Source organism: Pseudomonas sp. B21-012, assembly GCF_024749305.1.
GTDB lineage: Bacteria > Pseudomonadota > Gammaproteobacteria > Pseudomonadales > Pseudomonadaceae > Aquipseudomonas.
Map to the genome: position 1 here is coordinate 1,391,877 of NZ_CP087197.1, position 24,586 is coordinate 1,416,462.

27 protein-coding genes and 1 tRNA gene are annotated in these 24,586 nt (G+C 60.5%); 23 read left to right on the forward strand and 5 right to left on the reverse strand.

All coding sequences use genetic code 11. The annotated features are described in order from the left end of the window. Window position 1 precedes the first annotated feature (1 nt). Together LOY37_RS06355 and LOY37_RS06360 are read right to left on the reverse strand one after the other, a co-directional pair. Window positions 2-1,717, reverse strand: a complete 1,716-nt coding sequence (locus LOY37_RS06355; RefSeq protein WP_258716485.1) for a proline--tRNA ligase — start codon at window positions 1,715-1,717, stop codon at window positions 2-4. 170 nt (window positions 1,718-1,887) lie between these two features. Further along, window positions 1,888-3,192 carry an OprD family porin gene (locus LOY37_RS06360; protein ID WP_045193547.1) on the reverse strand — a complete coding sequence of 435 codons (1,305 nt, stop codon included), beginning with the start codon at window positions 3,190-3,192 and terminating at the stop codon, window positions 1,888-1,890. Window positions 3,193-3,487: 295 nt separating this feature from the next. On the opposite strand from LOY37_RS06360, the gene LOY37_RS06365 reads away from it, so the two are divergent. The 3 genes from LOY37_RS06365 (at window position 3,488) to LOY37_RS06375 (ending at window position 4,636) form a co-directional block, all read left to right on the forward strand. Continuing rightward, window positions 3,488-3,745, forward strand: a complete 258-nt coding sequence (locus LOY37_RS06365) for a hypothetical protein (protein ID WP_258716486.1) — start codon at window positions 3,488-3,490, stop codon at window positions 3,743-3,745. Window positions 3,746-4,000: 255 nt separating this feature from the next. Next, the gene (locus tag LOY37_RS06370; RefSeq protein WP_258716487.1) at window positions 4,001-4,426 is read left to right on the forward strand and encodes an HIT domain-containing protein; all 426 of its coding nucleotides are present in this window, start codon (window positions 4,001-4,003) and stop codon (window positions 4,424-4,426) included. 3 nt (window positions 4,427-4,429) lie between these two features. After that, a complete protein-coding gene (locus LOY37_RS06375) occupies window positions 4,430-4,636 on the forward strand; it encodes a SlyX family protein (protein WP_038996659.1) in 207 nt (68 codons plus the stop codon). Between the two features lie 63 nt (window positions 4,637-4,699). Here the strand turns inward: LOY37_RS06375 and LOY37_RS27390 are convergent, their stop codons facing one another. Further along, window positions 4,700-5,287 (reverse strand): cold-shock protein, encoded by a 588-nt coding sequence (locus tag LOY37_RS27390; protein WP_045193545.1) that lies wholly within the window; start codon window positions 5,285-5,287, stop codon window positions 4,700-4,702. 297 nt (window positions 5,288-5,584) lie between these two features. Between LOY37_RS27390 and LOY37_RS06385 the strand changes: the two genes are divergently transcribed. The 18 genes from LOY37_RS06385 to LOY37_RS06470 all read left to right on the forward strand — a co-directional run bounded on the left by LOY37_RS06385 (window position 5,585) and on the right by LOY37_RS06470 (window position 19,285). Continuing rightward, a complete protein-coding gene (locus LOY37_RS06385) occupies window positions 5,585-6,058 on the forward strand; it encodes a Dps family protein (protein WP_045193544.1) in 474 nt (157 codons plus the stop codon). 242 nt (window positions 6,059-6,300) lie between these two features. Beyond that, entirely contained in the window at window positions 6,301-6,630 is a 330-nt protein-coding gene (locus LOY37_RS06390) for a ribbon-helix-helix domain-containing protein (RefSeq protein ID WP_045193543.1), read from the forward strand. A gap of 93 nt (window positions 6,631-6,723) precedes the next feature. Then, complete coding sequence (locus LOY37_RS06395; protein ID WP_045193542.1) at window positions 6,724-6,945, forward strand: FmdB family zinc ribbon protein; 222 nt, start codon at window positions 6,724-6,726, stop codon at window positions 6,943-6,945. A 93-nt stretch (window positions 6,946-7,038) separates the two neighbouring features. Then, window positions 7,039-8,814, forward strand: coding sequence for an aspartate--tRNA ligase (gene aspS, locus LOY37_RS06400; RefSeq protein ID WP_045193709.1), 1,776 nt, complete (start codon window positions 7,039-7,041; stop codon window positions 8,812-8,814). Window positions 8,815-8,935: 121 nt separating this feature from the next. Next, complete coding sequence (locus LOY37_RS06405; RefSeq protein WP_045193541.1) at window positions 8,936-9,682, forward strand: YebC/PmpR family DNA-binding transcriptional regulator; 747 nt, start codon at window positions 8,936-8,938, stop codon at window positions 9,680-9,682. 170 nt (window positions 9,683-9,852) lie between these two features. Next, a complete protein-coding gene (ruvC, locus tag LOY37_RS06410) occupies window positions 9,853-10,377 on the forward strand; it encodes a crossover junction endodeoxyribonuclease RuvC (RefSeq protein ID WP_093386484.1) in 525 nt (174 codons plus the stop codon). A gap of 108 nt (window positions 10,378-10,485) precedes the next feature. Continuing rightward, a complete protein-coding gene (gene ruvA, locus LOY37_RS06415; protein WP_010223195.1) occupies window positions 10,486-11,094 on the forward strand; it encodes a Holliday junction branch migration protein RuvA in 609 nt (202 codons plus the stop codon). Then, complete coding sequence (ruvB, locus tag LOY37_RS06420; RefSeq protein ID WP_258609906.1) at window positions 11,095-12,150, forward strand: Holliday junction branch migration DNA helicase RuvB; 1,056 nt, start codon at window positions 11,095-11,097, stop codon at window positions 12,148-12,150. A gap of 125 nt (window positions 12,151-12,275) precedes the next feature. After that, window positions 12,276-12,731, forward strand: a complete 456-nt coding sequence (gene ybgC / locus LOY37_RS06425; RefSeq protein ID WP_045193538.1) for a tol-pal system-associated acyl-CoA thioesterase — start codon at window positions 12,276-12,278, stop codon at window positions 12,729-12,731. A 2-nt stretch (window positions 12,732-12,733) separates the two neighbouring features. After that, window positions 12,734-13,429 carry a protein TolQ gene (gene tolQ, locus LOY37_RS06430; protein ID WP_010223192.1) on the forward strand — a complete coding sequence of 232 codons (696 nt, stop codon included), beginning with the start codon at window positions 12,734-12,736 and terminating at the stop codon, window positions 13,427-13,429. A 14-nt stretch (window positions 13,430-13,443) separates the two neighbouring features. After that, a complete protein-coding gene (gene tolR, locus LOY37_RS06435; RefSeq protein ID WP_045193537.1) occupies window positions 13,444-13,896 on the forward strand; it encodes a protein TolR in 453 nt (150 codons plus the stop codon). Beyond that, entirely contained in the window at window positions 13,896-14,972 is a 1,077-nt protein-coding gene (gene tolA / locus LOY37_RS06440) for a cell envelope integrity protein TolA (protein WP_045193536.1), read from the forward strand. The genes tolR and tolA overlap by 1 nt, the downstream gene beginning before the upstream one ends. Beyond that, window positions 14,969-16,270, forward strand: coding sequence for a Tol-Pal system beta propeller repeat protein TolB (gene tolB, locus LOY37_RS06445; RefSeq protein ID WP_045193535.1), 1,302 nt, complete (start codon window positions 14,969-14,971; stop codon window positions 16,268-16,270). Before tolA ends, tolB begins: the two co-directional genes overlap by 4 nt. 52 nt (window positions 16,271-16,322) lie before the next feature. Further along, entirely contained in the window at window positions 16,323-16,820 is a 498-nt protein-coding gene (pal, locus tag LOY37_RS06450; RefSeq protein WP_010223188.1) for a peptidoglycan-associated lipoprotein Pal, read from the forward strand. Window positions 16,821-16,826: 6 nt separating this feature from the next. Beyond that, the gene (gene ybgF / locus LOY37_RS06455; protein ID WP_258609908.1) at window positions 16,827-17,654 is read left to right on the forward strand and encodes a tol-pal system protein YbgF; all 828 of its coding nucleotides are present in this window, start codon (window positions 16,827-16,829) and stop codon (window positions 17,652-17,654) included. A 158-nt stretch (window positions 17,655-17,812) separates the two neighbouring features. Further along, window positions 17,813-18,460 (forward strand): 7-carboxy-7-deazaguanine synthase QueE, encoded by a 648-nt coding sequence (gene queE / locus LOY37_RS06460; RefSeq protein ID WP_093386470.1) that lies wholly within the window; start codon window positions 17,813-17,815, stop codon window positions 18,458-18,460. Between the two features lie 13 nt (window positions 18,461-18,473). Beyond that, window positions 18,474-19,148, forward strand: coding sequence for a 7-cyano-7-deazaguanine synthase QueC (queC, locus tag LOY37_RS06465; protein ID WP_045193531.1), 675 nt, complete (start codon window positions 18,474-18,476; stop codon window positions 19,146-19,148). Window positions 19,149-19,209: 61 nt separating this feature from the next. Further along, window positions 19,210-19,285 (forward strand) — tRNA-Lys (locus LOY37_RS06470). Window positions 19,286-19,345: 60 nt separating this feature from the next. On the opposite strand, the gene LOY37_RS06475 is transcribed toward LOY37_RS06470, so the two are convergent. Further along, the gene (locus LOY37_RS06475; protein WP_258716488.1) at window positions 19,346-21,517 is read right to left on the reverse strand and encodes a TonB-dependent siderophore receptor; all 2,172 of its coding nucleotides are present in this window, start codon (window positions 21,515-21,517) and stop codon (window positions 19,346-19,348) included. 269 nt (window positions 21,518-21,786) lie between these two features. Between LOY37_RS06475 and LOY37_RS06480 the strand changes: the two genes are divergently transcribed. Further along, on the forward strand, window positions 21,787-22,671 hold the full coding sequence (locus tag LOY37_RS06480; protein WP_258716489.1) for a glycosyltransferase family 2 protein: 885 nt from the start codon (window positions 21,787-21,789) through the stop codon (window positions 22,669-22,671). Between the two features lie 71 nt (window positions 22,672-22,742). Then, window positions 22,743-23,309 (forward strand): CatB-related O-acetyltransferase, encoded by a 567-nt coding sequence (locus LOY37_RS06485; RefSeq protein WP_408980722.1) that lies wholly within the window; start codon window positions 22,743-22,745, stop codon window positions 23,307-23,309. A 3-nt stretch (window positions 23,310-23,312) separates the two neighbouring features. On the opposite strand, the gene LOY37_RS06490 is transcribed toward LOY37_RS06485, so the two are convergent. Further along, a complete protein-coding gene (locus LOY37_RS06490; protein WP_258716491.1) occupies window positions 23,313-24,566 on the reverse strand; it encodes an ankyrin repeat domain-containing protein in 1,254 nt (417 codons plus the stop codon). Window positions 24,567-24,586 lie beyond the last annotated feature (20 nt).

The window sequence follows — 24,586 nt, forward strand, 5'->3', positions numbered from 1 at the left end:
CTTAGCGACGAATGCGGGCTTGCAGGAACGACAGCACCTCGGCCACTGGCAGCGGCTGTGCGTCACGCTCGGTGCGGTGCTTGTATTCCAGGTTGCCGTCGGCCAGGCCGCGGTCGCTGATGACGATGCGGTGCGGGATGCCGATCAGTTCCATGTCGGCGAACTTGATCCCCGGGCTGGTCTTCTTGTCGCGGTCGTCCAGCAGCACTTCGAAACCGGCAGCGGTCAGCTCGGCATACAGCTTGTCGGTGGCTTCGCGAACCTGTTCGGTCTCGTAGCGCAGCGGCACCAGGGCGATCTGGAAGGGTGCCAGGGTATCGCTCCAGATGATGCCGTTTTCGTCGTAGTTCTGCTCGATGGCCGCAGCCACCACACGCGATACGCCGATACCGTAGCAACCCATGCTCAGGGTTACCGGCTTGCCGTTCTCGCCCAGTACCTGGCACTTGAGTGCCTCGCTGTACTTGGTGCCGAGCTGGAAGATGTGCCCGACTTCGATGCCGCGCTTGATCACCAGGGTGCCCTTGCCATCCGGGCTTGGGTCGCCCTCGACGACGTTGCGCAGGTCGGCCACTTGCGCAACTGGCAGGTCGCGCTCCCAGTTGACGCCGAAGTAGTGTTTGTCGTCGATGTTGGCACCGATGCCGAAGTCGCTCATCAGCGCGACCGAGCGGTCGATGATGCATGGCAGCGGCAGGTTCAGCGGGCCGAGGGAACCGGCGCCGGCGCCAATGGCGTCGCGCAGCTCTTCGTCGCTGGCCATGACCAGCGGGCTGGCAACTTCTGCCAGGTTGGCAGCTTTGATTTCATTGAGCTCGTGGTCGCCACGGACGATCAGGGCAATCAGCTTGCCTTCTTCGGCGGCGTGGACGATCAGGGTCTTGACGGTCTTTTCGATCGCCAGGCCATAGTTGTCGACCAGCTGGGTGATGGTCTTGGCGTCCGGGGTGTCGACCAGGCGCAGCTCTTCGGTCGGCGCCGGGCGCACGGTTTCCCGTGGGATGGCTTCGGCCTTCTCGATGTTGGCGGCGTAGTCGGAGCTGTCGCTGAAGATCACATCGTCTTCACCGGACTCGGCCAGCACGTGGAATTCGTGGGAGTAGCTGCCACCGATCGAGCCGGTGTCAGCCTGCACTGGGCGGAAATCCAGGCCCAGGCGGGTAAAGATGTTGCTGTAGGCCAGGTGCATGCGATCGTAGGTTTGCTGCAGGGAAGCCGGATCGGCATGGAAGGAGTAGGCGTCCTTCATGATGAACTCGCGACCACGCATCAGGCCGAAGCGCGGACGGATCTCGTCACGGAACTTGGTCTGGATCTGGTACATGTTCAGCGGCAGCTGTTTATAGCTGTTGAGCTCGTTGCGGGCGAGGTCGGTGATGACCTCTTCGTGGGTCGGGCCCACGCAGAACTCGCGACCGTGACGGTCTTTGAGGCGCAGCAGCTCCGGGCCGTACTGTTCCCAGCGGCCGGATTCCTGCCACAGCTCGGCAGGCTGGATGGCCGGCATCAGCACTTCAAGGGCGCCAGCGGCGTTCATTTCCTCGCGGACCACGGCTTCGACCTTGCGCATTACCCGCAGGCCCATCGGCAGCCAGGTATAAAGGCCGGATGCGAGCTTGCGGATCATGCCGGCACGCAGCATCAGCTGGTGGCTGATGACGACCGCGTCGGAAGGGGTTTCTTTTTGAGTAGCGAGCAAATATTGACTGGTGCGCATGGTAGGCCGTTGTCGGTTGCTTAAGACTTTAAATGACCCCGCATTGTACGGGGGCGATTCGGTGGCGTACAGGATGCCGGAGCACGAAGGCGTTGTCAGCCCGAATTCAGACAAGAAAAAGCCCGGCAGTGCCGGGCTCTTTCGTACTGGGGATACTGAAAGCCCGGGGCTTACAGGATGCTCAGCGGGTACTCGACGATCAGGCGCAGTTCGTCGATCGATGGCGAACCGTAATAAACGCCGTCACCCGAACGGTAGGTGGCTTGACGTACACGCAGGCTCAGGTCTTTGGCCGGACCTTCCTGCAGAACGTACTTGGCCTCGATGTCGCGTTCCCATTCCTTGCCGTTGTCGGTGCCAGTGACGTTGGCACCGGTACCCTTGACATAACGGGTCATGAAGCTCAGGCCTGGAACGCCGTATTCGGCGAAGTTCAGGTCGTAACGTGCCTGGTAGGATTTCTCGTCTTCGGCGTTGAAGTCGGAACGAGCGATGGAGTTGGCCAGGAAAATGGTGCCGCCGCCGTCGATGCCGTAGGCATAGTCGCCGTCACCGGTAACCTTCTGGTAGGCCAGGGTGAAGGTGTGCGCGCCAATGTTGTAGGCGCCCGACAGGCTGAACGCACGGTTATCAAGTTTGTCACCATCGAAGGCGGTAACGTTGGCCTTGCCGTCGCTCTTGGTGTCATAGATGTTGAAGTCGAACACCAGGCCTTGGTTGTCGTTGATCGGCAGTGCCCAGTTGACGTTGGCGTAGTATTTACGCCAGTAGTCTTCGACCTTGGAGTAGTAGAGGCTGGTGCTCAGGGTGTCGGTGAAGGCATAGGTGCCGCCGAACACGTCAGCCTGGGTCAGGCCAGGGTTCTTGATCCCGGTAGTGCGGTTCTTGCCACCGATGCTGTCGTGGTAGGACTGCGATTGAGCATTCAGGGCGGTGAAGTGACCGGCATTCAGCTCAAGGCCTTTGATTTCCTTGCTGGTCACCAGGAAACCTTCGACGGTTTCAGGCAGCAGGCGGCTGTCGTCGGTTGCCAGAACCGGCAGGGCGGTGAACTGGGTGCCGTACTTCAGCACGGTGTCGGAGATGCGGAACTTGACCGCCGCGCCACCTTCGGAGAACGAGTCCTGCGAACGGCCATCTGCGCCCAGCGGGAACTGGCCGGTGCCGGCGCGACCTTTGCCGCTGTCCAGTTTCAGGCCGAGCATGCCGATGGCGTCGACACCGAAACCTACGGTGCCTTGGGTAAAGCCCGACTGGTAGGTGCCGAGGAAGCCCAGGCCGGTTTCTTCAACGCGGCTTTGGTCGCCGTTAGGCACGTTACGGAAGTCACGGCTAAAGTACAGCATGCGGGTTTTGACATTGAGTTTGCTGTCTTCAACAAAACCCTTGGACTCATCCTGAGAAGAGGCCACTGCCAATTGCGAGGTGCCGGCTGCAACAGCCAGGGCGATTATGCTCCACTTCATCACGCGCATCGTGATTTGCTCCTTTGGTTTTTAGGAAGAGTACTGCCGTCGCTGTTTGGTTTTTTTATACAGCGCGGCTCTTTCTTTTTGTGTCGGCGGAAATGTATATCACGCTGACCGGCGTTGGCGATATGCCTGTCGAGAACCTTTCGGTAACTTTACGGTCATGTCGCTAACAGTTATGTCCTTGTCGCAAACCACGCCCCGGGTTTCGCGGGCCGTACAACTCCAGCGCTGTTTCAAGCGGATTAAGGATAGGTAAAAACAATCTAGCCCCTGCCCCCCGAAACTCCCTGGTTAACCCATGCAGCTGTTGTTATTTGTCGCCGCTCGCTGCATCAGTGCAGAGGGCGTGCCGACCGTGGCGGATGACAATGCAACAAGCGTGCACAAAATCGAACGGCTTCACGAAATTTTCACGCTTTCGCCCTCCGAAGGCCCTCAGGTGCCGGTAAACCGGGGGTCAAAGAACCTTTGGTTCGCGGCTGTCGATCGCAATGGAATAAGGGAAAAAGTTGCCCGTAAAGTCAAAGCGTTACCGTTGAAGGCTGAAGCTGAGTAGTTTGTGGATGTTCACTGGGCGAAACGCCGACGGACGGCTTCATTTTGGTGCGAAAAGTAGCGTTTCCTTGCCCGGGCAGCGTAACACCGACGTACGCATAGGCCTTTTGGGTGAGGGGAGGGGGCTAAATCGGTGCATTGCTTCATTAGTAAGGCAGCAGGCAATGCCCCGACGAGCGATCAGGAGTATCCTGCTGGCAGTGGCTCACGGAGGGTTGTGTGAGCAAGGTATTAAGCTGTTGTAGGAGATTTCGTAGTGTTTGTTCTGGATCAACGTCTTCAACAAGACACCTTTTGCCTGGGGGACTTTCCTCTTTGTCGCCTGTTGTTGAGCAAGGATGGCAACTATCCCTGGTTTATCCTGGTGCCGCGTCGGGCCGAAATCAGCGAATTGTTTCAACTTGATGACAGCGATCAGCAGCAACTCTGGAAAGAAACTAACGCCCTGGCCCAGATCCTCAAGGACGTCTTTGCCGCCGACAAAATGAACGTGGCAACCCTCGGCAATGTAGTTAGCCAGCTACATATGCATGTGATTGTTCGTCATCGTTCTGATCCGGCCTGGCCGGCACCTGTGTGGGGCAATAAACCTGCAATTGAATATGCGCCACAACAGTTGGCTGAGATCCGTTTGCGTCTGGCCGAGGTATTGGTTGACGACTTTCAGTTCGCGGAGGCTTGAATCATGACCCTAGAAGCGCGCGTGACCGAGTTGGAAAGCCGGCTGGCCTTTCAGGACGATACCCTGCTGGCCTTGAATGATGTACTGGTCGAACAGCAGCGCGTCGTTGAGCGCCTGCAGTTGCAGATGGCAGCACTGCTCAAGCGCTATGAAGAGATGGTCGGCCAGTACGAGGCCAGTGAAGAAGAGGCACCGCCGCCGCATTACTGATTCGGGGGCGAAAAAAAACCGCGATGGGCAGTGATGCCGTCGCGGTTTTTTTGTTGCTGCTGATCAGCGCCGTGGGGCGGCGATCACGTCTTCGGCCTGCAGGCCCTTGTCGCGGTTCATCACCGAGAACTCCACGCGCTGGCCTTCGACCAGCACCCGGTGACCTTCGCCGCGAATGGCGCGGAAGTGGACGAAGATGTCATCGCCCGAATCGCGGGAGATAAAGCCGAAACCCTTGGACGTGTTGAACCACTTCACCGTGCCAGTATCGCGATTGGACATGTCGTACTGGGTGTTCTGGCTACGGGCCACAGCGCTTTTGGCAAAACCGGCAATCAGGTGCAGGATGGTGGCCAGCAGGGCGCAAGCCAGGGCCGGCAGGTTGCCAAGCTCCGGACGGGCCAGCAAGGTCACGGTCTGCAGGATCACGGTAAGCACCAGCAAAGCACTGGCAGCGCGCTGCAGTTGCTGGCGCACGCCCCGGTAGTGCTGCGCGAGCACAGGAGCGATGAGCAGGTTAAGCAGGCCGAAAAGCGCCAGGTAAACCGCCTCCGGTTGCTGCAGGAAGGGTATTGCTTCGGTTCTGAGGCTGGGTATGAAGGACAGCAGCAAAGCTGCAACGCCCGTCAACAGGTGGACGATCTTGAACATGTTGGTTGGCTCACATTGATAAGGCGGATCACAGGAAGAGCTGGCTTCACGGCGCGCACGGGTAAAAAAGCGCAAAAACGTGAGAAGGCCAGCCTATGCGCCCGGGCAATGACAATCGGCGCGGGCGGCACGCTGCCTATTTAACAGCAAAGCCCCGGGCTTCTCAAATCAGCGGCCAACCGTGTGTCGCGCGGCCTGCAGCCTTGTGTCGCAGGCATGAGGCTGCAGGGGTGGAAAACTCTTGGTACAGTGGTTTGTACCCGCTTGATCAGCAAGCACTAAGGAAAGGGGAACTACATGGCAATCGATATCGGTATCAGCGAAGAAGATCGCAAGTCCATCGTCGATGGTTTGTCGCGCCTGTTGTCGGATACCTACGTACTTTATCTGAAGACCCACAACTTCCACTGGAACGTCACCGGCCCGGCGTTTCGTACCTTGCACCTGATGTTCGAAGAGCAGTACAACGAACTGGCCCTGGCGGTCGACTCGATCGCCGAGCGTATTCGCGCGCTGGGCTTCCCGGCACCCGGGGCGTATTCGATCTACGCACGGCTTTCTTCTATTAAGGAAGAAGAGGGCGTGCCGCCTGCTGACGAAATGATCAAACAACTGGTCGAAGGCCAGGAGGCGGTCACCCGCACGGCGCGCAGCATTTTCCCGCTGCTCGACAAGGTCAGCGACGAGCCGACGGCCGACCTGCTGACCCAGCGCATGCAGGTGCATGAAAAAACCGCCTGGATGCTGCGCTCGCTACTTGAAGGCAAGTAACCGGCAGATTTAACCCTGTTATTCGAATGCCCGAACTTTTGTGCGAAGTTCGGGCATTTCAGTTAGTACGGAAGCACTTTCCGGTGTTTTAAAGTACCGGCTCCAGTGCCGAGTATTCCTACATTCAGAGTCAGGGTGTCTGCTGGCACCGCCACGTTACACAGCGCTTTATTAAGGGCATGTTCCCGCGTGCATAACGCACGCGGGTTTGTTTCCCGGTTAAACAGTGGCGTGGTACGACTATGTCGGCATGGATGAATCGCACGGGGCGCGTAGCCTGCGTGCCGCACAAGGATGGCGTCGACCCTTTCGAGGCCAATTTCAACATGGGCCTGGCCCAGCCGCTGTCGCGGTCGGTGCGCCTCAACGGCTTTGCCACCTGTCTGCGCCTGGAAGAGATCTACTGGACTATTCTTGAACGCATCGCCAAGGCCAATCAGTGCTCGGTCAATGCCGTGTTGTCGTATATCGACCGTGAGGTACACCTGCGTCACGGCGGGGTAAAAAATTTCAGCGGGCTGATCCGCGTGGTCTGCGTGGTCTATTTGCTCGGCTTGCCAGTGGCACGCTAGTCGGTTGCCGGGCTGCACAGCACTCCTTAACCATATATAATCCCGCGCTTTACTGCCCGAACCAGCCTGCGCTGTGGTTAACGAGACACGCCTATGCCCATGTACGACTATCAATGTGCTTCCTGCAACCACCAGTTGGAAGTCCTCCAGAAGCTCAGCGCCGCGCCGCTGACCGATTGCCCGGCGTGTGAGCAGCCAGCGCTGAAGAAGCTGATTTCGGCCCCGGGCTTCCGCCTGGGTGGTACCGGCTGGTACGAAACCGACTTCAAGACCGGTGCGAAAAAGAACCTGGCAGGCGGCGACAAGGCCGACTGAGTTGATTGCACCGGCAGGGTCTTGCACTATTAGCCCTTTGGGGCTGCAAGGCCTCCACTGAACATACGAATGACGAGAAGCGAAACCACCATCATGATGCGCAGCCATTATTGCGGCCAACTGAACGAGAGCCTGGAAGGTCAGGAAATTACCCTTTGCGGATGGGTCCATCGTCGCCGCGACCACGGCGGGGTGATTTTCCTCGATATCCGTGATCGCGAAGGCATGGCCCAGGTCGTTTTCGACCCGGATCGCGCAGAAAGCTTCGCCGCCGCCGACCGCGTGCGCAGCGAATACGTGGTGCAGATTACCGGCAAGGTGCGTCCGCGTCCGGCTGGCGCAGTCAACGCCAACATGGCCTCGGGTGCCATCGAAGTGTTGGGTTATGAGCTGACCGTGCTGAACGAAGCGGAAACCCCGCCGTTCCCGCTCAACGAATACTCCGACGTTGGCGAAGAAACCCGCCTGCGCTATCGCTTCATCGACCTGCGTCGTCCAGAGATGGCCGAGAAGCTGCGTCTGCGTTCGCGCATCACCACCAGCATCCGTCGCTTCCTCGACGAAAACGGCTTCCTCGACGTCGAAACGCCGATCCTCACCCGTGCCACCCCTGAGGGCGCGCGTGACTACCTGGTGCCGAGCCGTACCCACGCCGGCAGCTTCTTCGCCCTGCCGCAATCGCCCCAGCTGTTCAAGCAGCTGCTGATGGTTGCCGGTTTCGACCGCTACTACCAGATCGCCAAGTGCTTCCGCGACGAAGACCTGCGCGCCGACCGTCAGCCGGAATTCACCCAGATCGACATCGAGACCAGCTTCCTCGATGAGTCCGAGATCATGGGCCTGACCGAAAGCATGATCCGCAAGCTGTTCAAGGAAGTCCTGGACCTGGAATTCGGTGAATTCCCGCACATGACTTTCGAAGAAGCCATGCGCCGCTACGGCTCCGACAAGCCTGACCTGCGTAACCCGCTGGAACTGGTCGACGTTGCCGACCAGCTCAAGGACGTCGAATTCAAGGTGTTCAGCGGCCCGGCCAACGATCCGAAGAGCCGTGTTGCCGCCCTGCGCGTGCCAGGTGGCGCGAGCATGCCGCGCAGCCGCATCGACGAGTACACCAAGTTCGTCGGCATCTACGGTGCCAAGGGCCTGGCCTACATCAAGGTCAACGAGCGCGCCAAGGGCGTTGAAGGCCTGCAGTCGCCGATCGTCAAGAACATCCCTGAGGCCAACCTCAACGTGATCCTCGATCGCGTTGGTGCGGTCGATGGCGACATCGTGTTCTTCGGCGCCGACAAGGCCAAGATCGTCAGCGAGGCGCTGGGCGCCCTGCGTATCAAGGTCGGTAACGATTTCAACCTGCTCACCTGCGAGTGGGCCCCGATGTGGGTGGTTGACTTCCCGATGTTCGAAGAGAACGACGACGGCAGCTTCACCGCGCTGCACCACCCGTTCACCGCGCCAAAATGCAGCCCCGAAGAGCTCGAGGCCAACCCGGCCACCGCGCTGTCGCGTGCTTACGACATGGTCCTCAACGGTACCGAGCTGGGTGGCGGTTCGATCCGTATCCACCGCAAAGAGATGCAACAGGCGGTCTTCCGTCTGCTGGGTATCGAAGCGGCTGAACAGGAAGAGAAGTTCGGCTTCCTGCTCGACGCCCTGAAGTTCGGCGCACCGCCGCACGGCGGCCTGGCCTTCGGCCTTGACCGTCTGGTGATGCTGATGACCGGCGCCCAGTCGATTCGCGAAGTCATTGCCTTCCCGAAAACCCAGAGCGCCGCGTGCGTCATGACCCAGGCCCCTGGCCTGGTCGATGCCAAGGCCCTGCGTGAGTTGCATATCCGTCTGCGCGAACAGCCCAAGGCTGAGTAAGCAGGCCCCGGGCGCATCCAGATGGATGCGCCTTTGCGTTAAGGCGCATGAATTTAAAGGTCTCGGCCGGGCGTGAGCGCGGCCGCGGCGTGGCATTGTTACAAAGGATTCGGAGTGCGTTATGGCAGGTCATTCCAAGTGGGCAAACATCAAGCACCGCAAAGAGCGCCAGGATGCCAAGCGAGGCAAGATCTTCACCAAGTGGATTCGTGAGCTGACCGTTGCCGCCAAGCAGGGCGGCGGCGATCCTGCCTCCAACCCGCGCTTGCGCCTGGCTCTGGACAAGGCGCTGGGGGCCAACATGAGCCGCGACATCATCGACCGGGCGGTTGCCCGCGGTGCTGGCACGGCCGAAGCCGACAACGTCGAAGAACTCAGCTACGAAGGCTACGGCCCGGGCGGCGTGGCGATCATGGTCGAAGCCATGACCGACAACCGCAACCGTACCGCCGCCGCTGTGCGTCATGCCTTCAGCAAATGCGGCGGCAACCTCGGCACTGATGGTTCGGTGGCTTACCTGTTCGAGCGCAAGGGGCAGATCAGCTTCGCCGCCGGCGTCGATGAAGACGCGCTGATGGAAGCGGCGATGGAAGCCGATGCCGACGACGTGGTCAGCAACGAGGACGGTTCGTTCGACGTGTTTACCTCGTTCAACAGCTTCTATGCCGTGCGCAACGCCCTGGAAGAGGCCGGTTTCAAGGCCGCTGACGCGGAAATCGTCATGCAGCCGACCACCAGCGCCGAACTCGACCTGGACGGCGCACAGAAGGTGCTCAAGCTGATCGACATGCTTGAAGACCTGGACGACGTACAGAACGTCTACTCCAATGCCGAAATTCCTGACGAAGTCATGGAACAGCTCGGCTAGTCTCAAGTTGTTCATTTAGGTGGGAGCGAGCTTGCCTCGCGATGCGATTGGGTGGTAGTGCGCAATCGCGGGGCAAGCCCGCTCCTACCGGCCCGAGGCCGGATCTGCCTGCAGTTGCATTGCACCTGCGAGCCGGTCCGGCTTCTGTTTTTACTATGGCGCAAAGACGTATGACTCTGATTCTTGGCATCGACCCCGGCTCGCGCATTACCGGCTATGGCGTGGTGCACCACAGCGGGCGGGGCTGCGAGTACGTGGCTTCCGGATGCATTCGTACTGGCGCCGGGGAGCTGCCCGAGCGCCTGCAGATCGTCTTTCGCGGTGTGCGCGAGATTATCCGCCAGCACGGCCCGGTGACCATGGGCATCGAGCGGGTGTTCATGGCGCGTAACGCCGACTCGGCGCTCAAGCTCGGCCAGGCCCGCGGCGCGGCGATCGTCGCGGCTATCGAAGAAGGCCTGGAAATCGCCGAGTACAGCGCCACCCAGGTCAAGCAGGCGGTGGCCGGCACCGGTGGGGCCAACAAAGAGCAGGTGCAGATGATGGTCATGCACCTGCTGAAACTGACGCAAAAGCCGCAGATCGATGCCTCCGACGCCCTGGCCATCGCCTTGTGCCATGCCCATACCCGCTCAAGCCTGGTGCCCCACGGCCTGGGCACGGCGCGCAGTCGCAGCGGGCGCTTGCGGCTCTGATAGCATCATCTGCTGAAACAAATTTTGCCTGGGCAATGCCATCGGCCATTGCATTTGCTGTTAGGGTTGACCGGTCGCTTGCCGGTACCCATGAGGAAGGATCGGAACGTGATTGGACGTTTGCGCGGCACCCTGGCTGAAAAACAGCCGCCGCATCTGATTGTCGACGTCAACGGCCTGGGCTATGAGCTCGAAGTGCCGATGACCACCCTGTACCGCCTGCCCAAGGTTGGCGAAGTGGTGACCCTGCACACCCACCTGGTGGTGCGCGAAGACGCCCACCTGCTGTATGGCTTCCATGAAAAGCGCGAACGCGAGCTGTTTCGCGAGCTGATCCGCCTCAATGGCGTGGGGCCCAAGCTGGCCCTGGCATTGATGTCGGGCCTGGAGGTCGACGAACTGGTACGCTGTGTCCAGGCCCAGGATGCTTCGGCCCTGGTCAAGGTGCCGGGGGTTGGTAAAAAGACCGCCGAACGCCTGCTGGTCGAACTCAAGGACCGCTTCAAGGCCTGGGAAACCTCCCCGGCCATGTTTGCCCTTGTGCCCAATGGTCCACTGCCGATTGCCAGCGTTTCCAGCGCCGAGGCCGATGCCGTCAGCGCGCTGATTTCCCTGGGCTACAAGCCCCAGGAAGCGAGCAAGGCGGTCGCCGCCGTGGATGCCAAGGGCCTGAGCAGCGAAGAGCTGATCCGTCGCAGCCTGAAGGGAATGATCTAAGTGATTGAAGCCGATCGACTGATAGCCGCCACCGGGCGCGACCGTGAAGAGGTCCAGGACCGGGCGATCCGCCCATTGCGCCTTGCCGAATACATCGGCCAGCCGGTGGTGCGTGAACAGATGGCGCTGTTCATCCAGGCCGCCCGCGGGCGCAACGAATCCCTCGACCACACCCTGATCTTCGGCCCGCCGGGCCTGGGCAAGACCACCCTGGCCAATATCATTGCCCAGGAAATGGGCGTGTCGATCAAAAGCACTTCCGGGCCGATCCTCGAACGCCCGGGTGACCTGGCCGCGTTGCTGACCAACCTTGAGCCGCACGATGTGCTGTTCATCGACGAAATCCATCGCCTGTCGCCCATCGTCGAAGAAGTGCTGTACCCGGCCATGGAAGACTTCCAGCTCGACATCATGATCGGCGAGGGGCCGGCGGCGCGTTCGATCAAGCTCGACTTGCCGCCGTTCACCCTGGTCGGCGCCACCACCCGTGCCGGCATGCTGACCAACCCGCTGCGTGACCGCTTCGGCATCGTCCAGCGCCTTGAGTTCTACAACACCGAGGACCTGGCGACCATCGTCAGCCGTTCCGGTGGCATTCTCGGCCTGCCCATTGAAGACGAAGGTGCCTTCGAGATCGCCCGCCGCGCCCGTGGCACGCCACGGATTGCCAACCGCTTGCTGCGGCGGGTGCGCGACTACGCCGAGGTGCGTGGCAAGGGCCACATCACCAAGCCGGTGGCCGACATGGCGCTGAACCTGCTGGACGTCGACGAGCGCGGTTTCGATCATCAGGACCGGCGCTTGCTGCTGACCATGATCGAGAAATTCGACGGCGGCCCGGTGGGGGTCGACAGCCTGGCCGCGGCCATCAGCGAAGAGCGTCACACCATCGAAGACGTGCTCGAGCCCTACCTGATCCAGCAGGGCTACATCATGCGCACGCCACGGGGCAGGGTGGTGACCCGGCATGCCTACCTGCATTTCGGCCTGAACATTCCCAATCGCCTGGGCGAATCGATCAGTGGCGAGGGTTTTTCCACCCAGGCCGATGAATGACAGATTTATCCAGCGTTTCTGTGGTCCTATCCGCGGGCATGCCTCAGTCGCGCTGGCAATACGACATAATCGATGAAAAACAGTTGCCGGGGCGGATTGGCAAGCTGAGGAGTTAGCACTAGAGTATGCGCGCGCAAAATGAGCTAGAGCCGTTCGCACATCGTTGTCGTGTCTATTACGAAGATACCGATGCCGGCGGCGTGGTGTATTACGTCAATTACCTGAAATTCATGGAACGTGCCCGCACCGAGCGGTTGCGTGACCTGGGCTTTGCCCAGTCGGCACTGGCGCAGGACAACCTGCTGTTCGTGGTCCATTCCAGCGAGGCGCGCTATCACGCGCCAGCGCGGCTGGACGACGAGTTGCGGGTTACCGCGCAAGTGCTTGAATTGAACCGCGCCAGCCTGCGCTTCGTGCAGCAGGTGTGGCGCGAAAAAGATGCAACGCTGCTCTGTGAGGGGCAGTTCCTGGTGGCCTGTGTGCGCGCCGATACTTTCAAACCCCGGGCCATCCCCCAAGCGCTGCGCGCGGCCTTTGCCGAGGCGGGCGATCCGGGTACTCATTCAAATGCAGGAGATTAAGCGTGGAAGCTAACGTCGTCGACCATACCTCCATGTGGAGCCTGGTCAGCAATGCCAGCATCGTGGTGCAGCTGGTCATGCTGATTCTGGTGGCCGCATCGGTAACGTCATGGATCATGATTTTCCAGCGCAGCACCATGCTGCGCGCCGGTCGTCGTGCGCTGGACAGCTTTGAAGAGCGCTTCTGGTCGGGTATCGACCTGTCCAAGCTGTATCGTCAGGCTGGCAGCAACCCGGACCCGGATTCGGGTGTAGAGCAGGTGTTCCGCGCCGGCTTCAAAGAGTTCTCGCGTCTGCGCCAACAGCCAGGCGTCGACCCGGACGCGGTCATGGAAGGCGTTGGCCGGGCCATGCGCGTAGCTATCTCCCGTGAGGAAGAGAAGCTCGAGCAGAGCCTGCCGTTCCTCGCCACCGTCGGTTCCACCAGCCCGTACATCGGCCTGTTCGGTACCGTCTGGGGCATCATGAACTCCTTCCGTGGCCTGGCCTCGGCGCAGCAAGCGACCCTGGCCACCGTGGCCCCGGGTATCGCCGAAGCCCTGATCGCCACCGCGATCGGCCTGTTCGCCGCGATCCCTGCGGTTATTGCCTACAACCGTTTCGCTGCCCGCAGTGAAGTCTTGATCGGCCGTTACTACACGTTCGCCGACGAGTTCCAGGCCATCCTGCACCGTAAAGTGCACACCAGCGAAGAGTGATCAGGTAAAAGCCCATGGCCCGAGTTCGCCACAAACGCAAGCCGGTCGCCGAAATGAACGTGGTGCCATACATCGACGTGATGCTGGTACTGCTGGTGATTTTCATGGTGACCGCACCGATGCTCAACCAGGGCGTGAAGGTCGACCTGCCCAAGGTTTCCAGTGAAGCCTTGCCGCAGGACAACAACACCCAGGTCCTGACCATTTCGATCAAGGCTGACAAGACCTACTACTGGAACCTTGGCAGCGAAGTCGACACCGACAAGCAGATGGACAAGGCCATGACCTTGCCGCAAATGACCGACGCCGTGACCAAGATCATCAGCGCCGGCCGTGACCAGGGCAAGCAGACCCAGGTCTTCATCCGTGGCGACAAGTCCGTCGACTACGGCGCGGTCATGGGTGCCATGGGCGGGTTGCAGAAGGCAGGTGTCGGTAACGTTGGCCTGATTACCGAGGCGCCCTGATGCAACAGCGAGAGCCATCCGCCTCGGAAAGCTATTTCTGGCCCAGTGTCTGGGCCATTGCGCTGCACGTTCTGGTGTTCGGCATGCTGTTCGTCAGCTTTGCCATGACCCCGGAGCTGCCGCCGGCCAAGCCTATTGTCCAGGCAACCCTGTACCAGCTCAAATCCAAGAGCCAGGCCACCACCCAGACCAATCAGAAGATTGCCGGTGAGGCCAAGAAGACTGCTTCGCGTCAAACCGAAGAAGAACAGATGGAACAGAAGAAGGTCGAGCAGCAGGCAGTGAAGGCTGCGGAACAAAAGAAAGAAGAAGCGGCTCAAAAGGCCGAAGAGGCGCGAGCCGAAGCTGAAGCGAAGAAAGCCGAACAGGCCGAGAAGGCCGAGCAAGCGAAGAAAACCGCCGAAGCCAAGAAAGCCGAAGAGGCGAAGAAGGCTGCCGAGAAGCAACAGGCTGACATCGCCAAGAAGAAGGCCGAAGAGGAAGCCAAGAAAAAGGCTGACGAAGAGGCCAAGAAGCAGGCGGCTGAAGAAGCCAAGAAAAAAGCAGCCGAGGACGCCAAGAAGAAGGCGGCCGAGGACGCCAAGAAAAAAGCAACGGCTGAAGAGGCGAAGAAGAAAGCCGCCGAAGACGCCAAGAAGAAAGCCGCAGCTGATGCGGCCAAGAAGAAGGCACAGGATGCAGCCCGCAAGGCGGCGGAAGACAAGAAAGCCCAGGCCCTGGCCGAGCTTCTGTCCGATACCACCGAACGGCAGCAGGCCCTGGCTGACGAGCAGGGTGACCAGGTAGCCGGCGATTTCGACGACCTGATCCGTGCACGTGCGGCCGAGGGTTGGGCACGTCCGCCTTCTGCGCGCAAGAACATGACGGTGGTCCTGCAGATCGGCATGTTGCCGGACGGCACCATTACCTCGGTGAGCGTAGCCCGCTCCAGTGGTGACGGTCCGTTTGACAGCTCGGCTGTGGCAGCGGTCAAGAACATTGGTCGTTTAACCGAAATGCAGGGCTTGAAACCGAGCGAATTCAATCCCTATCGTTCATTCAAGATGACATTCACACCTGAGGATCTAGCCTTGTGATTAACCTTCTTCGAGGACTGCTGGTCGTTCTCTGCTGTGCAGCAGGGTTGGCCGTAGCAGATGAAAAGAACATTCTGGTCACCAGCGGCAGCGATCGCGCCACGCCGATCGCGGTCGTGCCGTTCGGGCTGCAGGGCGGCAGCGTGCTGCCTGAAGACATGGCTGACATCATCGGCAATGACCTGCGCAACTCCGGTTATTACTCGCCGATCCCGCGCCAGAACATGATCAGCCAGCCGAGCCAGGCCAGCGAAGTGATCTTCCGTGACTGGAAAGCCCTGGGCGCCCAGTACGTGATGGTCGGCAGCATCGTCCCGTCCGGCGGCCGCCTGCAGGTGCAGTACGCGCTGTTCAACGTCGCCACCGAGCAGCAAGTGCTGACCGGCAGCGTCTCGGGCAGCGTCGATCAACTGCGCGACATGTCCCACTACATCGCCGACCAGTCGTTCGAAAAGCTCACCGGCATCAAGGGTGCATTCTCTACCCGCATGCTTTACGTGACCGCCGAGCGCTTCTCGACCAACAACACCCGTTACACCCTGCAGCGTTCGGACTACGACGGTGCGCGGGCGGTAACCCTGCTGCAGTCGCGTGAGCCGATCCTGTCGCCGCGCTTTGCACCAGACGGCAAGCGCATTGCCTATGTGTCGTTCGAGCAGAAGCGTCCGCGCATCTTCGTCCAGCATATCGATACCGGTCGCCGTGAGCAGATCACCAACTTCGAAGGCCTCAACGGTGCGCCAGCCTGGTCACCGGATGGTTCGCGCCTGGCGTTCGTGCTGTCCAAGGACGGCAACCCGGACATCTACGTGATGAACATGGGTTCGCGCCAGCTGTCGCGCGTGACCGCAGGCCCGGGTATCAACACCGAACCGTTCTGGGGTAAAGATGGCTCGACCATCTACTTCACCTCCGACCGCGGTGGTAAACCACAGATCTACAAAACCAATGTTTCCGGTGGTGGTGCAGAGCGGGTAACTTTCGTGGGTAACTACAACGCCAACCCTAAACTGTCGGCGGATGAAAAGACCCTGGTGATGATTCATCGCCAACAAGGTTTCACCAACTTCAAAGTGGCTGCACAAGATTTGCAACGCGGCAGTGTAAAGATTCTCTCGGAAACAAGTCTTGATGAGTCACCCACTGTTGCGCCCAACGGCACCATGCTAATCTACGCCACCCGCCAGCAGGGCCGGGGAGTCTTGATGCTCGTCTCTCTCAACGGACGCGTGAGGCTCCCGCTTCCTACCGCTCAAGGCGAAGTCAGAGAACCGTCCTGGTCCCCTTACCTGAACTGACGCGGCGCTTTACGTTTTACTTAACACACTGGGGTTCATTAGGAGTTTCACGATGGAAATGCTGAAGTTTGGTAAGTTTGCTGCGCTGGCTCTGGCCATGGCCGTAGCTGTAGGTTGCTCCTCGAAAGGCGGCGACGATGCTGGTCAAGGCCAGGTTGATCCTAACGCTGGCTACGGTGCCAACACTGGCGCTGTTGACGGCAGCCTGAGCGAAGAAGCTGCTCTGCGCGCAATCACCACCTTCTACTTCGAATACGACAGCTCGGACCTGAAGCCAGAAGCCATGCGCGCTCTGGACGTTCATGCCAAGGACCTGAAAGGCAACGGCGCTCGCGTCGTTCTGGAAGGTAACACCGACGAGCGTGGTACTCGCGAATACAACATGGCTCTGGGCGAGCGTCGTGCGAAAGCCGTTCAACGCTACCTGGTACTGCAAGGCGTTTCTCCTGCCCAGCTGGAACTGGTTTCCTACGGCGAAGAGCGTCCAGTTGCTACCGGTAACGACGAGCAGTCCTGGGCTCAGAACCGTCGCGTCGAACTGCGTAAGTAATTCGATATGCGAACGTGCCGTCGTGCTGTAACCGTCCTGGCTCTCACCCTGCCTCTCATGGCCTGGGCTGAGGTTCCTGTTGTTGATGACAACGCAGGCTATAGCGGCGCAAGCAGCTATCCGCCTGCGGGTTATGGTACGAACGGCGCCTATGCCGGGGGAGGGGTTACGGCCCCTGCCTCGGCACAGGGCCAGCTGTTCATGCAACTGCAGCAAATGCAGGAGCAGATAGCGCGTCAACAAGGCGTCATTGAAGAGCTGCAGAATGACGTGTCACGCATGAAACAGGAGAGCCTGGAGCGATACCAGGACCTGGATCGGCGTATCGGAAGCGGTGTTGCACCTGCCGCCACTCCGCCCAATTCCCCAGCCGGTGGCGAAGCCGCCGGTGCTGCTGCAGGCGCTGGCGCCGGTGCTGCCACCGGCCAACAGCCTGCCGCCAGCAGCGAACCTGGCGATCCGGCGAAAGAGAAGCTCTATTACGACGCTGCTTTCGACCTGATCAAAGCCAAGGATTTCGACAAGGCCAGCCAGGCGTTCAACGCCTTCCTGCGCAAGTACCCGAACAGCCAGTATGCCGGCAACGCCCAGTACTGGCTTGGTGAAGTAAACCTGGCCAAGGGTGACCTGCAAGCGGCAGGGCAAGCCTTTGCCAAAGTGAGCCAGCTGTATCCCAAGCACAACAAGGTGCCGGATTCGCTGTACAAGCTCGCCGACGTGGAACGCCGCCTGGGTCACACCGACCGGGTCAAGGGCATTCTCCAGCAGGTGGTTACCCAGTACCCGGGTACCTCGGCTGCACAACTGGCCCAGCGCGATTTGCAAAAGCTCTGAACCAGCCGTTTTAAAAGAAACCCGCGCTAGTCGCGGGTTTTTTCGTTAGAATCACTGCCCTTTTATGAAACACGCTGCTGCGAACTACGCGATGACGGGTTCTCAGCAGTGCCTGACGGAGGCGGACAGCCTGTTTAGCTGTTACGCCCGTGGCGACTATGCAAGACACATTACGCATTACCGAAGTTTTTTACTCTTTGCAGGGTGAAACGCGTACCGCTGGGCTGCCCACGGTATTCGTCCGCCTCACCGGCTGCCCGCTGCGTTGCCAGTATTGCGACAGCGAGTACGCATTCAGTGGCGGCAGCATCCGCACCCTCGACTCGATCCTCGACCAGGTCGCCGGCTTCAAGCCGCGCTATGTCTGCGTCACCGGCGGCGAGCCGCTGGCCCAGCCCAATGCCATCCCTTTGCTCAAGCAGCTGTGCGACGCCGGTTACGAGGTTTCGCTGGAGACCAGTGGCGCCCTGGATATTTCCAGGGTCGACACCCGGGTCAGTCGCGTGGTCGACCTGAAAACCCCAGGCTCCGAGGAAGTTCACCGCAACCGTTACGAGAATATCGAGCTGCTGACCCCGAATGACCAGGTCAAGTTCGTTATCTGTTCCCGTGAAGACTACGATTGGGCGGTGTCCAAGCTCATTCAATATGGCCTGGAAAAACGCGCTGGCGATGTCCTCTTCTCGCCCAGCCACCACCAGGTGAGTGCCACCGACCTGGCCGACTGGATCGTGGCCGATAATTTGCCGGTTCGTTTCCAGATGCAGCTGCACAAGCTGCTGTGGAACGACGAACCGGGACGCTGACAGGAGTGATGCAATGACTGAGAAACGTGCGGTAATTCTGCTTTCCGGCGGCCTCGACTCGGCCACTGTTGTTGCCATGGCCAAGGCCGAGGGCTACAGCTGCTACACCATGAGCTTCGACTACGGCCAGCGCCACCGCGCCGAGCTCAACGCCGCAGCGCGGGTTGCCCGCGACCTGGGCGTGGTCGAACACAAGGTCATCGGCCTGAGCCTGGACGGTATTGGCGGCTCGGCCCTGACCGACAGCAGCATCGATGTACCTGAAGCGCCGAGCGAAGGCATCCCGGTCACTTACGTGCCGGCACGCAATACGGTGTTCCTGTCCCTGGCCCTGGGCTGGGCAGAAGTACTGGAAGCCCGCGATATCTTCATCGGCGTCAACGCCGTGGATTACTCCGGTTACCCGGATTGCCGCCCGGAGTTCGTCGAGGCGTTCGAGCGCATGGCCAACCTGGCTACCAAAGCCGGTGTCGAAGGCAACGGCTTTCGCATCCAGGCACCGCTGCAGAACCTCAGCAAGGCGCAGATCGTCCAGGCCGGCATGGCCCGCGGGGTGGATTACAGCCTGACCGTTTCCTGCTATCAGGCCGACGATCAAGGCCGTGCGTGCGGCAAATGTGACAGCTGCCGTCTGCGCGCCGACGGCTTTAAAGCCGCCGGTGTAGAGGACCCGACCAGATATTTTTAAATTATTTTGCGATGGGGTGTTGATTTCCTGTTAGAAATCAGTATTATACGCGCCATCCAACGGGTCGTTAGCTCAGTTGGTAGAGCAGTTGGCTTTTAACCAATTGGTCGTAGGTTCGAATCCTACACGACCCACCATACGCTGTAAGAGAAAGCCCGCGTCCTGCAAAGGTCGCGGGCTTTTTCGTTTCCTACCTATCAGAACGCGTAGGTCGCCGACAGAATCGCCGAACGCGCATCGCCATACTCGATGGCCGAAGAACGCGCATCGGTACCGTTCTGCTGGCGTACACGCTCGACATAGTCCTTGTTGAACAGGTTGTTGACGTTCAGCTGCAGGTCGAGGTCTTCGTTGACCCGGTACGCCACCATGGCGTTGTGCAGCCAGTAGGCGTCAAGCTTGGCGCTGGTGCTGGAGGTGACGTTGCGTTCGCTGACATAACGCGCGCCATAGCCCAGGGTCCAGCCAGCCGGCAGCTGGTAAGTGGTCCACAGGTTCAGCGAGCGCGGCGGGGTGTTGCCCAGGGCCTGGCCTTCACGGGCGATACCGGCTGCAGTGTTGGCGGCCTTGAGGGTTTCACTGTCGAGGAAGGTGTAGTTGGCGAACACATCCCACTGCTCGGTGATATGCCCGGTGACCCCGACTTCGACGCCCTGTACACGCTGCTTGCCGGCCAGTTGGGTGGAGCCGTCGGCCATGGTTTCGCGGGCGTTGGTCTTTTCTACCCGAAACAGCGCCGCGTCCAGCTCCAGGCGCTTGTCGAGCAGCTCCCATTTGGTCCCCAGTTCCCAGGTTTCGTTCTTTTCCGGGGCGAGGTTTTCGGTGGCCGCGCTCAGGCCGCCGCCGGTGGAGGCCAGGCTCTCTGCCGAAGGGTTGAAGGAGTTGCCCCAGGCCAGGTAGATACGCCCGTTCTCAGTCGGTTTGTAGACCAGCCCGGCACGGCCACTGAGTTTCTCGTCGGTGGAGTCGAAGTCGGAGGTGCGTACATGCCCGGCGTCGTAGCCTTGGGTCTGACCTTTGAACTTGTCGTAGCGCAGGCCCAGGTTCAGGTCCCATTGCTCATGCAGGGCAATGGTGTCGAAGATGTACAGCGCCTGGTTGGTCAGCTCGGTGTCGGTGTAGCTGCTGGTGGCCTTGTTGGCCGGCCCCGACCAGTGCCCCGGCGGGTTGCTCAGATCATAACCATTAGCGGGATACAGGGCGTTGCTCAAGCCGTAGCCGTAGGTCTTCAGGTCCATGGTTTCGCGTGACACTTCCATGCCGGTGACCAGGTCATGACGCATGCCCAGCAGCTTGAAGTTGCTGATCAGGTTGGTCTGGTTGATCCACATTTCGGTGGTCGCATCGCGCCCGTAGCCCTGGGGGCCGGCGGGGCGATAGCGGCCAGGCGGCAGGCCGGTGGTGTTGACGTGCGAAGCCGACACCGTGGTGTCGCGGGCAATGTGGCTGTAGCGCGTAAGGTTTTGCAGGCGCAGGTTGTTGTTGAAGTCGTGCTCGAAGTTGGCGGTGAACGAGCTTTGCTCGATCTCTTCCTTGTCGAGGTTCTTCCAGCCGAAGTAGTCTTCGCGGCTGACGCCGGCCAGGCGTTTGCCGTCCAGGGCCGGTACGCCGTAGTCGGGCAGGTTGTCATCGACCTGGTGGAAGGCGCTCAGGGTCAGGCGCGTGGATTCGCTCAGGCCCAGGCGCAGCGAGGGGGCGAGCCCCCAGCGTTCACGGTCGATCTGTTCGCGGCCGGCCACATCGTTCTGGTGGCCCATGAGGTTGATGCGAAACGCGCTGTCATGCCCTACGCCCTCCAGCGGCTGGTTGCTGTCCAGGGTCATGCGGTAGTAGCTGTCGGTGCCGACACTGCCGCCCAGGCGGGTGAAGGCCTGGTCCTGGGGCTGCTTGCTAATGATGTTGATGCTACCGCCGGTGGTGCCGGCACCGCCGAACACCGAGTTGGGGCCTTTGATGACCTCGACCTGCTCGACATTGAAGGTGTCGGTGCGGTTGGTCTGGGCGCTGTCGCGCAAGCCGTCGATCTGGATATTGCTGTTGGCCGAGAAGCCGCGGATGTTGATGCTGTCGCCCGAGCCGCCACCGCCTTCGCCGGCGTTGAAGGTGATGCCGGAGACGTTGGACAGTACCTGGCGCAGGCTCAGGGCCTGCTGCTCCTTGATTACCTGGGAGGGCACCACGGTGATGGTCTGCGGGGTGTCGAGCAGGGTGGTGGTGTACTTGCCCGACGCCGAGCGTTCAGTCTTGTAGTCGCTGCTGGCCTTGGCATCGATGTTGATATTGCCCAGCTCCATAGGCGGGCTGGACGCCTTCTCGGCGAGCGAATAGCTTGATGTTGAAGCGACGGCAAGGCCCAGCGCTGAAGCCATGAAGGAATGCGATGAACGACCACGAGCAAGTTGGCAAGACATGTAAAGTTTCACCCCAGTGAAAATTAAATGTAAGTGTTTATGAGAATTATTAGCAGTTACGCTGCTGATGATAATCTCGCCGCTTACCTTTCTTGCAGCTGTAGGTGTTTCGACATGTTTCTGGAGCGAACCATGACAACCATGCAGAGTTCCAGCATCATGGTGCCACTTCGAACTCAAAGATGACCCGCCTCCGTCGTGAGGCCGGCATAAGGCTTTTACCCGTAATGACCCAAGAACACGCCCAGCAGCCTTCCCAGTCGCCGCCACTGATCTCGGTCGTCGCTCCTTGCTACAACGCCGAGAAGTTCCTTGAGGCCGCGCTGCAGAGCATCTTTGCCCAGGATTACCCCAACTTCGAGGTGATCATTGTCGACGATGGCTCGACGGACAACAGCCTTGCCATGCTCCGGGCGCTGCAGGACACCTACGCTTTCACCCTGCTGACCCAGCACAATCAGGGCGTCAGTGCCACGCTGAACAATGGCCTCAAGCATGCCCGGGGCGTGTATGTGTCCACTCCGGACCTGGACGACATCATGCTCCCGCATTCGCTCAGCGTCAGGGCCAGGTACCTGGACGAGCACCCCGAGGTCGGCTGCGTCGGCGCCCTGATCGCCTACATGGACAGCGATGGCGCCGAAACCAAGACCCAGCAGCGCACCGAGGTAAAGACCTTCAGCTTCGACCAGATCGTCCGCGAGGCAGTGGTCATCGGTGCGCCGGGCGCGTTGTACCGCATGCAGGCGATGCGCGCGGCGCAGTTCTACGACCCGGCGATCAAGGTCCAGGATTTCCAGATCACCCTCAGGATCGCCAGCAAGGGCTACCAGATTCACGAGTTGCCGGTGTGCGTGACGCGCTATCGCCGCCACCCCAACAACCTGTCGCGAAAGTTCAAGGTCCTGCTGGATGCCGATATGCTGGCGATGGCGCCCTTCAAAACGCATCCCGGCTATCAGCAGGGCAGGACGGTGCTGATCAACAAGGCATTGAAGTATGCGGTGGTCGCCGACAAGAAATTTGCCTGGCAACTGTTGCGCTCGATCCCGCTACGCCATTACAACCGCACCACATTCAAACGCCTGAAGCGCCTCGTACTGCACCGTTGATCAGCAAGGACCCCTTTGTGAAGTTATTCGACCTCTTCAAACAGCGGCGTGAGCGCAAGCGACTGCGCTCGATGGACAAGCTTGAGCGCGCGGCAGAAAAGATCAGGCTGCGTTACCCACGTTATAGCGTCGGGGTGGGCACCTACGGGATTCCGGAAGTTGTCGAGTTCGGTGACGATACAGTGCTGAAGATCGGTTCCTACACCTCGATCGCAGCGGGCGTACAGATACTGCTCGGCGGTGAGCACCGTACCGACTGGCTGACCACTTACCCGTTCCCGGCCATGGTCGATGCCGTCAAGGACATCAAGGACTATGCGCCGAGCAAGGGCGATGTGGTGATCGGCAGCGACTGCTGGATCTGCACCAACGCGGTGATCCTCTCGGGCGTGACCATCGGTCATGGCGCGATTGTCGCCGCCGGTGCGCTGGTGACCCGCGATGTGCCGCCGTTTGCGGTGGTCGGCGGCAACCCGTGCAAGCAGATCAGGTGGCGGTTTGACGAAGAAGTGCGCAACACCTTGCTCGAAGCGGCCTGGTGGGACTGGCCCATGGATGAAGTCAAAGCTGTCTCGCGGATGCTCAGCAGCTCGGACCTTGATAGCTTTCTTGCCTACATCAAGGCCCGTAACGGCTGACAGTCAGTTGAACAGGCGCTGGCGCAGCGCGTCGATGCGTTCGGCTTCGGCCAGGTAGTCGGCGGCACTGAGGTTGCTGTACAACGTGCCGGCCTTGATCCGCTTGGCATCGCGCCGCTGCTGCTCGGCGCGTTCGAGCAACGCCTTTTGCAAGACACTGGCACTGTCCGGCGAGGCTTCAAGCAGTGGCCGGGCGATGATCTCGGCGCTGTCCAGGTGGTCCTGGGCGATGGCGCTGAGCACCGCACTGGGTTCACTAATCGCCCCCAGGCCCAGCAAGCGCTTGGCCAGCGCCGGCGTTACCTGCGCAGCGCCTACCAGCAGCGTGTCGGCTTGCACCGGCATGCCTTGGTCGAGCAACCAGCTGGCAGCTTCCAGGTGTCCATGCTGCAGGCAGCATTCCAGGCTGGCGCCGTGTCCACGCAACGTTTCGCTCAGGTCGCAGCCGGCCCTGCGCAGGGCTGCCAGGCGCTCGATATCGCCATGGCTGGCCGCATCGAGCAGCGCCAGTTGGCGCAGGCGTGGTTGTCCGGCGAGGCTGCCGTCAGCCAGTGCCGGGCGCCAGTCCAGTACTCGTTCGCGTAGCAAGGTCTCAAGCCGCGCCTTGAGCGTTACGCCCGACTCACCGGCTGCTTCCAGTTCGTCCAGCGCTTCGAGCAGTTCACTGGCGCTGCTGTACTCGGCCTGCGGGTCGAACGGGTCTTGTTCATAGGCCAGCAGGTGGAACAGCCCGGCGATGTCGTCGGCGATGCGTGCCAGGCTGTCCTGGTGCAGGCTGCCGGCCCAGGCTGGCGGCAGCCCGCGGCTCCAGGCGATCACCGCGCCATGGTTGGGGCCTGGGGTGACGCACACGTACAAGCGCTCCAGATATTCGAATCCGCCGAACGGCAGGTAGTCGAGCTTGCCGCTCCAGGGGCGGCCGTGTTCCCGGGCGGCTTCTTCGGCTTGCTCCTGTTCGTGCTCGATCCAGCCCCAGAGGTCGCGGTAGCCGTCACTATCCGGGTAGAACAGCTCGCTGAAGGAGAACGGGTGGCGGTGGCCGTCGTAAACCACTTCCAGGTCATAGCCGACGCGACCGCCCAGGCAGGTCTGCCACAGCTGCAACAGCCCTGCGGGTAGCGGGCCGCTCAGTTGGGCTTCGATCCGCGCCAGGGTGGCGGCGTCGATTGCAGGTTGAGTATCGAAGATCACGCAGCCTTCGAACAGGGCCAGGTGGTGGTCCTGCAACAGCTGATGTTCGGCGGGGGAGAGTTCCATTCGTGGTCCACCTTCGGATT

Coding starts and splice junctions, on each gene's coding strand:
- LOY37_RS06490 (WP_258716491.1), bottom strand. CDS start 24,566: ATGGAACTCTCCCCCGCCGAACATCAGCTGTTGCAGGACCACCACCTG.
- LOY37_RS06485 (WP_408980722.1), top strand. CDS start 22,743: ATGGACAAGCTTGAGCGCGCGGCAGAAAAGATCAGGCTGCGTTACCCA.
- LOY37_RS06395 (WP_045193542.1), top strand. CDS start 6,724: ATGCCCATGTACGACTATCAATGTGCTTCCTGCAACCACCAGTTGGAA.
- ybgF (WP_258609908.1), top strand. CDS start 16,827: ATGCGAACGTGCCGTCGTGCTGTAACCGTCCTGGCTCTCACCCTGCCT.
- queE (WP_093386470.1), top strand. CDS start 17,813: ATGCAAGACACATTACGCATTACCGAAGTTTTTTACTCTTTGCAGGGT.
- pal (WP_010223188.1), top strand. CDS start 16,323: ATGGAAATGCTGAAGTTTGGTAAGTTTGCTGCGCTGGCTCTGGCCATG.
- queC (WP_045193531.1), top strand. CDS start 18,474: ATGACTGAGAAACGTGCGGTAATTCTGCTTTCCGGCGGCCTCGACTCG.
- tolR (WP_045193537.1), top strand. CDS start 13,444: ATGGCCCGAGTTCGCCACAAACGCAAGCCGGTCGCCGAAATGAACGTG.
- LOY37_RS06355 (WP_258716485.1), bottom strand. CDS start 1,717: ATGCGCACCAGTCAATATTTGCTCGCTACTCAAAAAGAAACCCCTTCC.
- LOY37_RS06375 (WP_038996659.1), top strand. CDS start 4,430: ATGACCCTAGAAGCGCGCGTGACCGAGTTGGAAAGCCGGCTGGCCTTT.
- LOY37_RS06480 (WP_258716489.1), top strand. CDS start 21,787: ATGACCCAAGAACACGCCCAGCAGCCTTCCCAGTCGCCGCCACTGATC.
- LOY37_RS06385 (WP_045193544.1), top strand. CDS start 5,585: ATGGCAATCGATATCGGTATCAGCGAAGAAGATCGCAAGTCCATCGTC.
- LOY37_RS06360 (WP_045193547.1), bottom strand. CDS start 3,192: ATGCGCGTGATGAAGTGGAGCATAATCGCCCTGGCTGTTGCAGCCGGC.
- tolA (WP_045193536.1), top strand. CDS start 13,896: ATGCAACAGCGAGAGCCATCCGCCTCGGAAAGCTATTTCTGGCCCAGT.
- LOY37_RS06365 (WP_258716486.1), top strand. CDS start 3,488: ATGCAGCTGTTGTTATTTGTCGCCGCTCGCTGCATCAGTGCAGAGGGC.
- LOY37_RS06475 (WP_258716488.1), bottom strand. CDS start 21,517: ATGGCTTCAGCGCTGGGCCTTGCCGTCGCTTCAACATCAAGCTATTCG.
- LOY37_RS06405 (WP_045193541.1), top strand. CDS start 8,936: ATGGCAGGTCATTCCAAGTGGGCAAACATCAAGCACCGCAAAGAGCGC.
- LOY37_RS27390 (WP_045193545.1), bottom strand. CDS start 5,287: ATGTTCAAGATCGTCCACCTGTTGACGGGCGTTGCAGCTTTGCTGCTG.
- aspS (WP_045193709.1), top strand. CDS start 7,039: ATGATGCGCAGCCATTATTGCGGCCAACTGAACGAGAGCCTGGAAGGT.
- LOY37_RS06390 (WP_045193543.1), top strand. CDS start 6,301: ATGTCGGCATGGATGAATCGCACGGGGCGCGTAGCCTGCGTGCCGCAC.
- ruvC (WP_093386484.1), top strand. CDS start 9,853: ATGACTCTGATTCTTGGCATCGACCCCGGCTCGCGCATTACCGGCTAT.
- ybgC (WP_045193538.1), top strand. CDS start 12,276: ATGCGCGCGCAAAATGAGCTAGAGCCGTTCGCACATCGTTGTCGTGTC.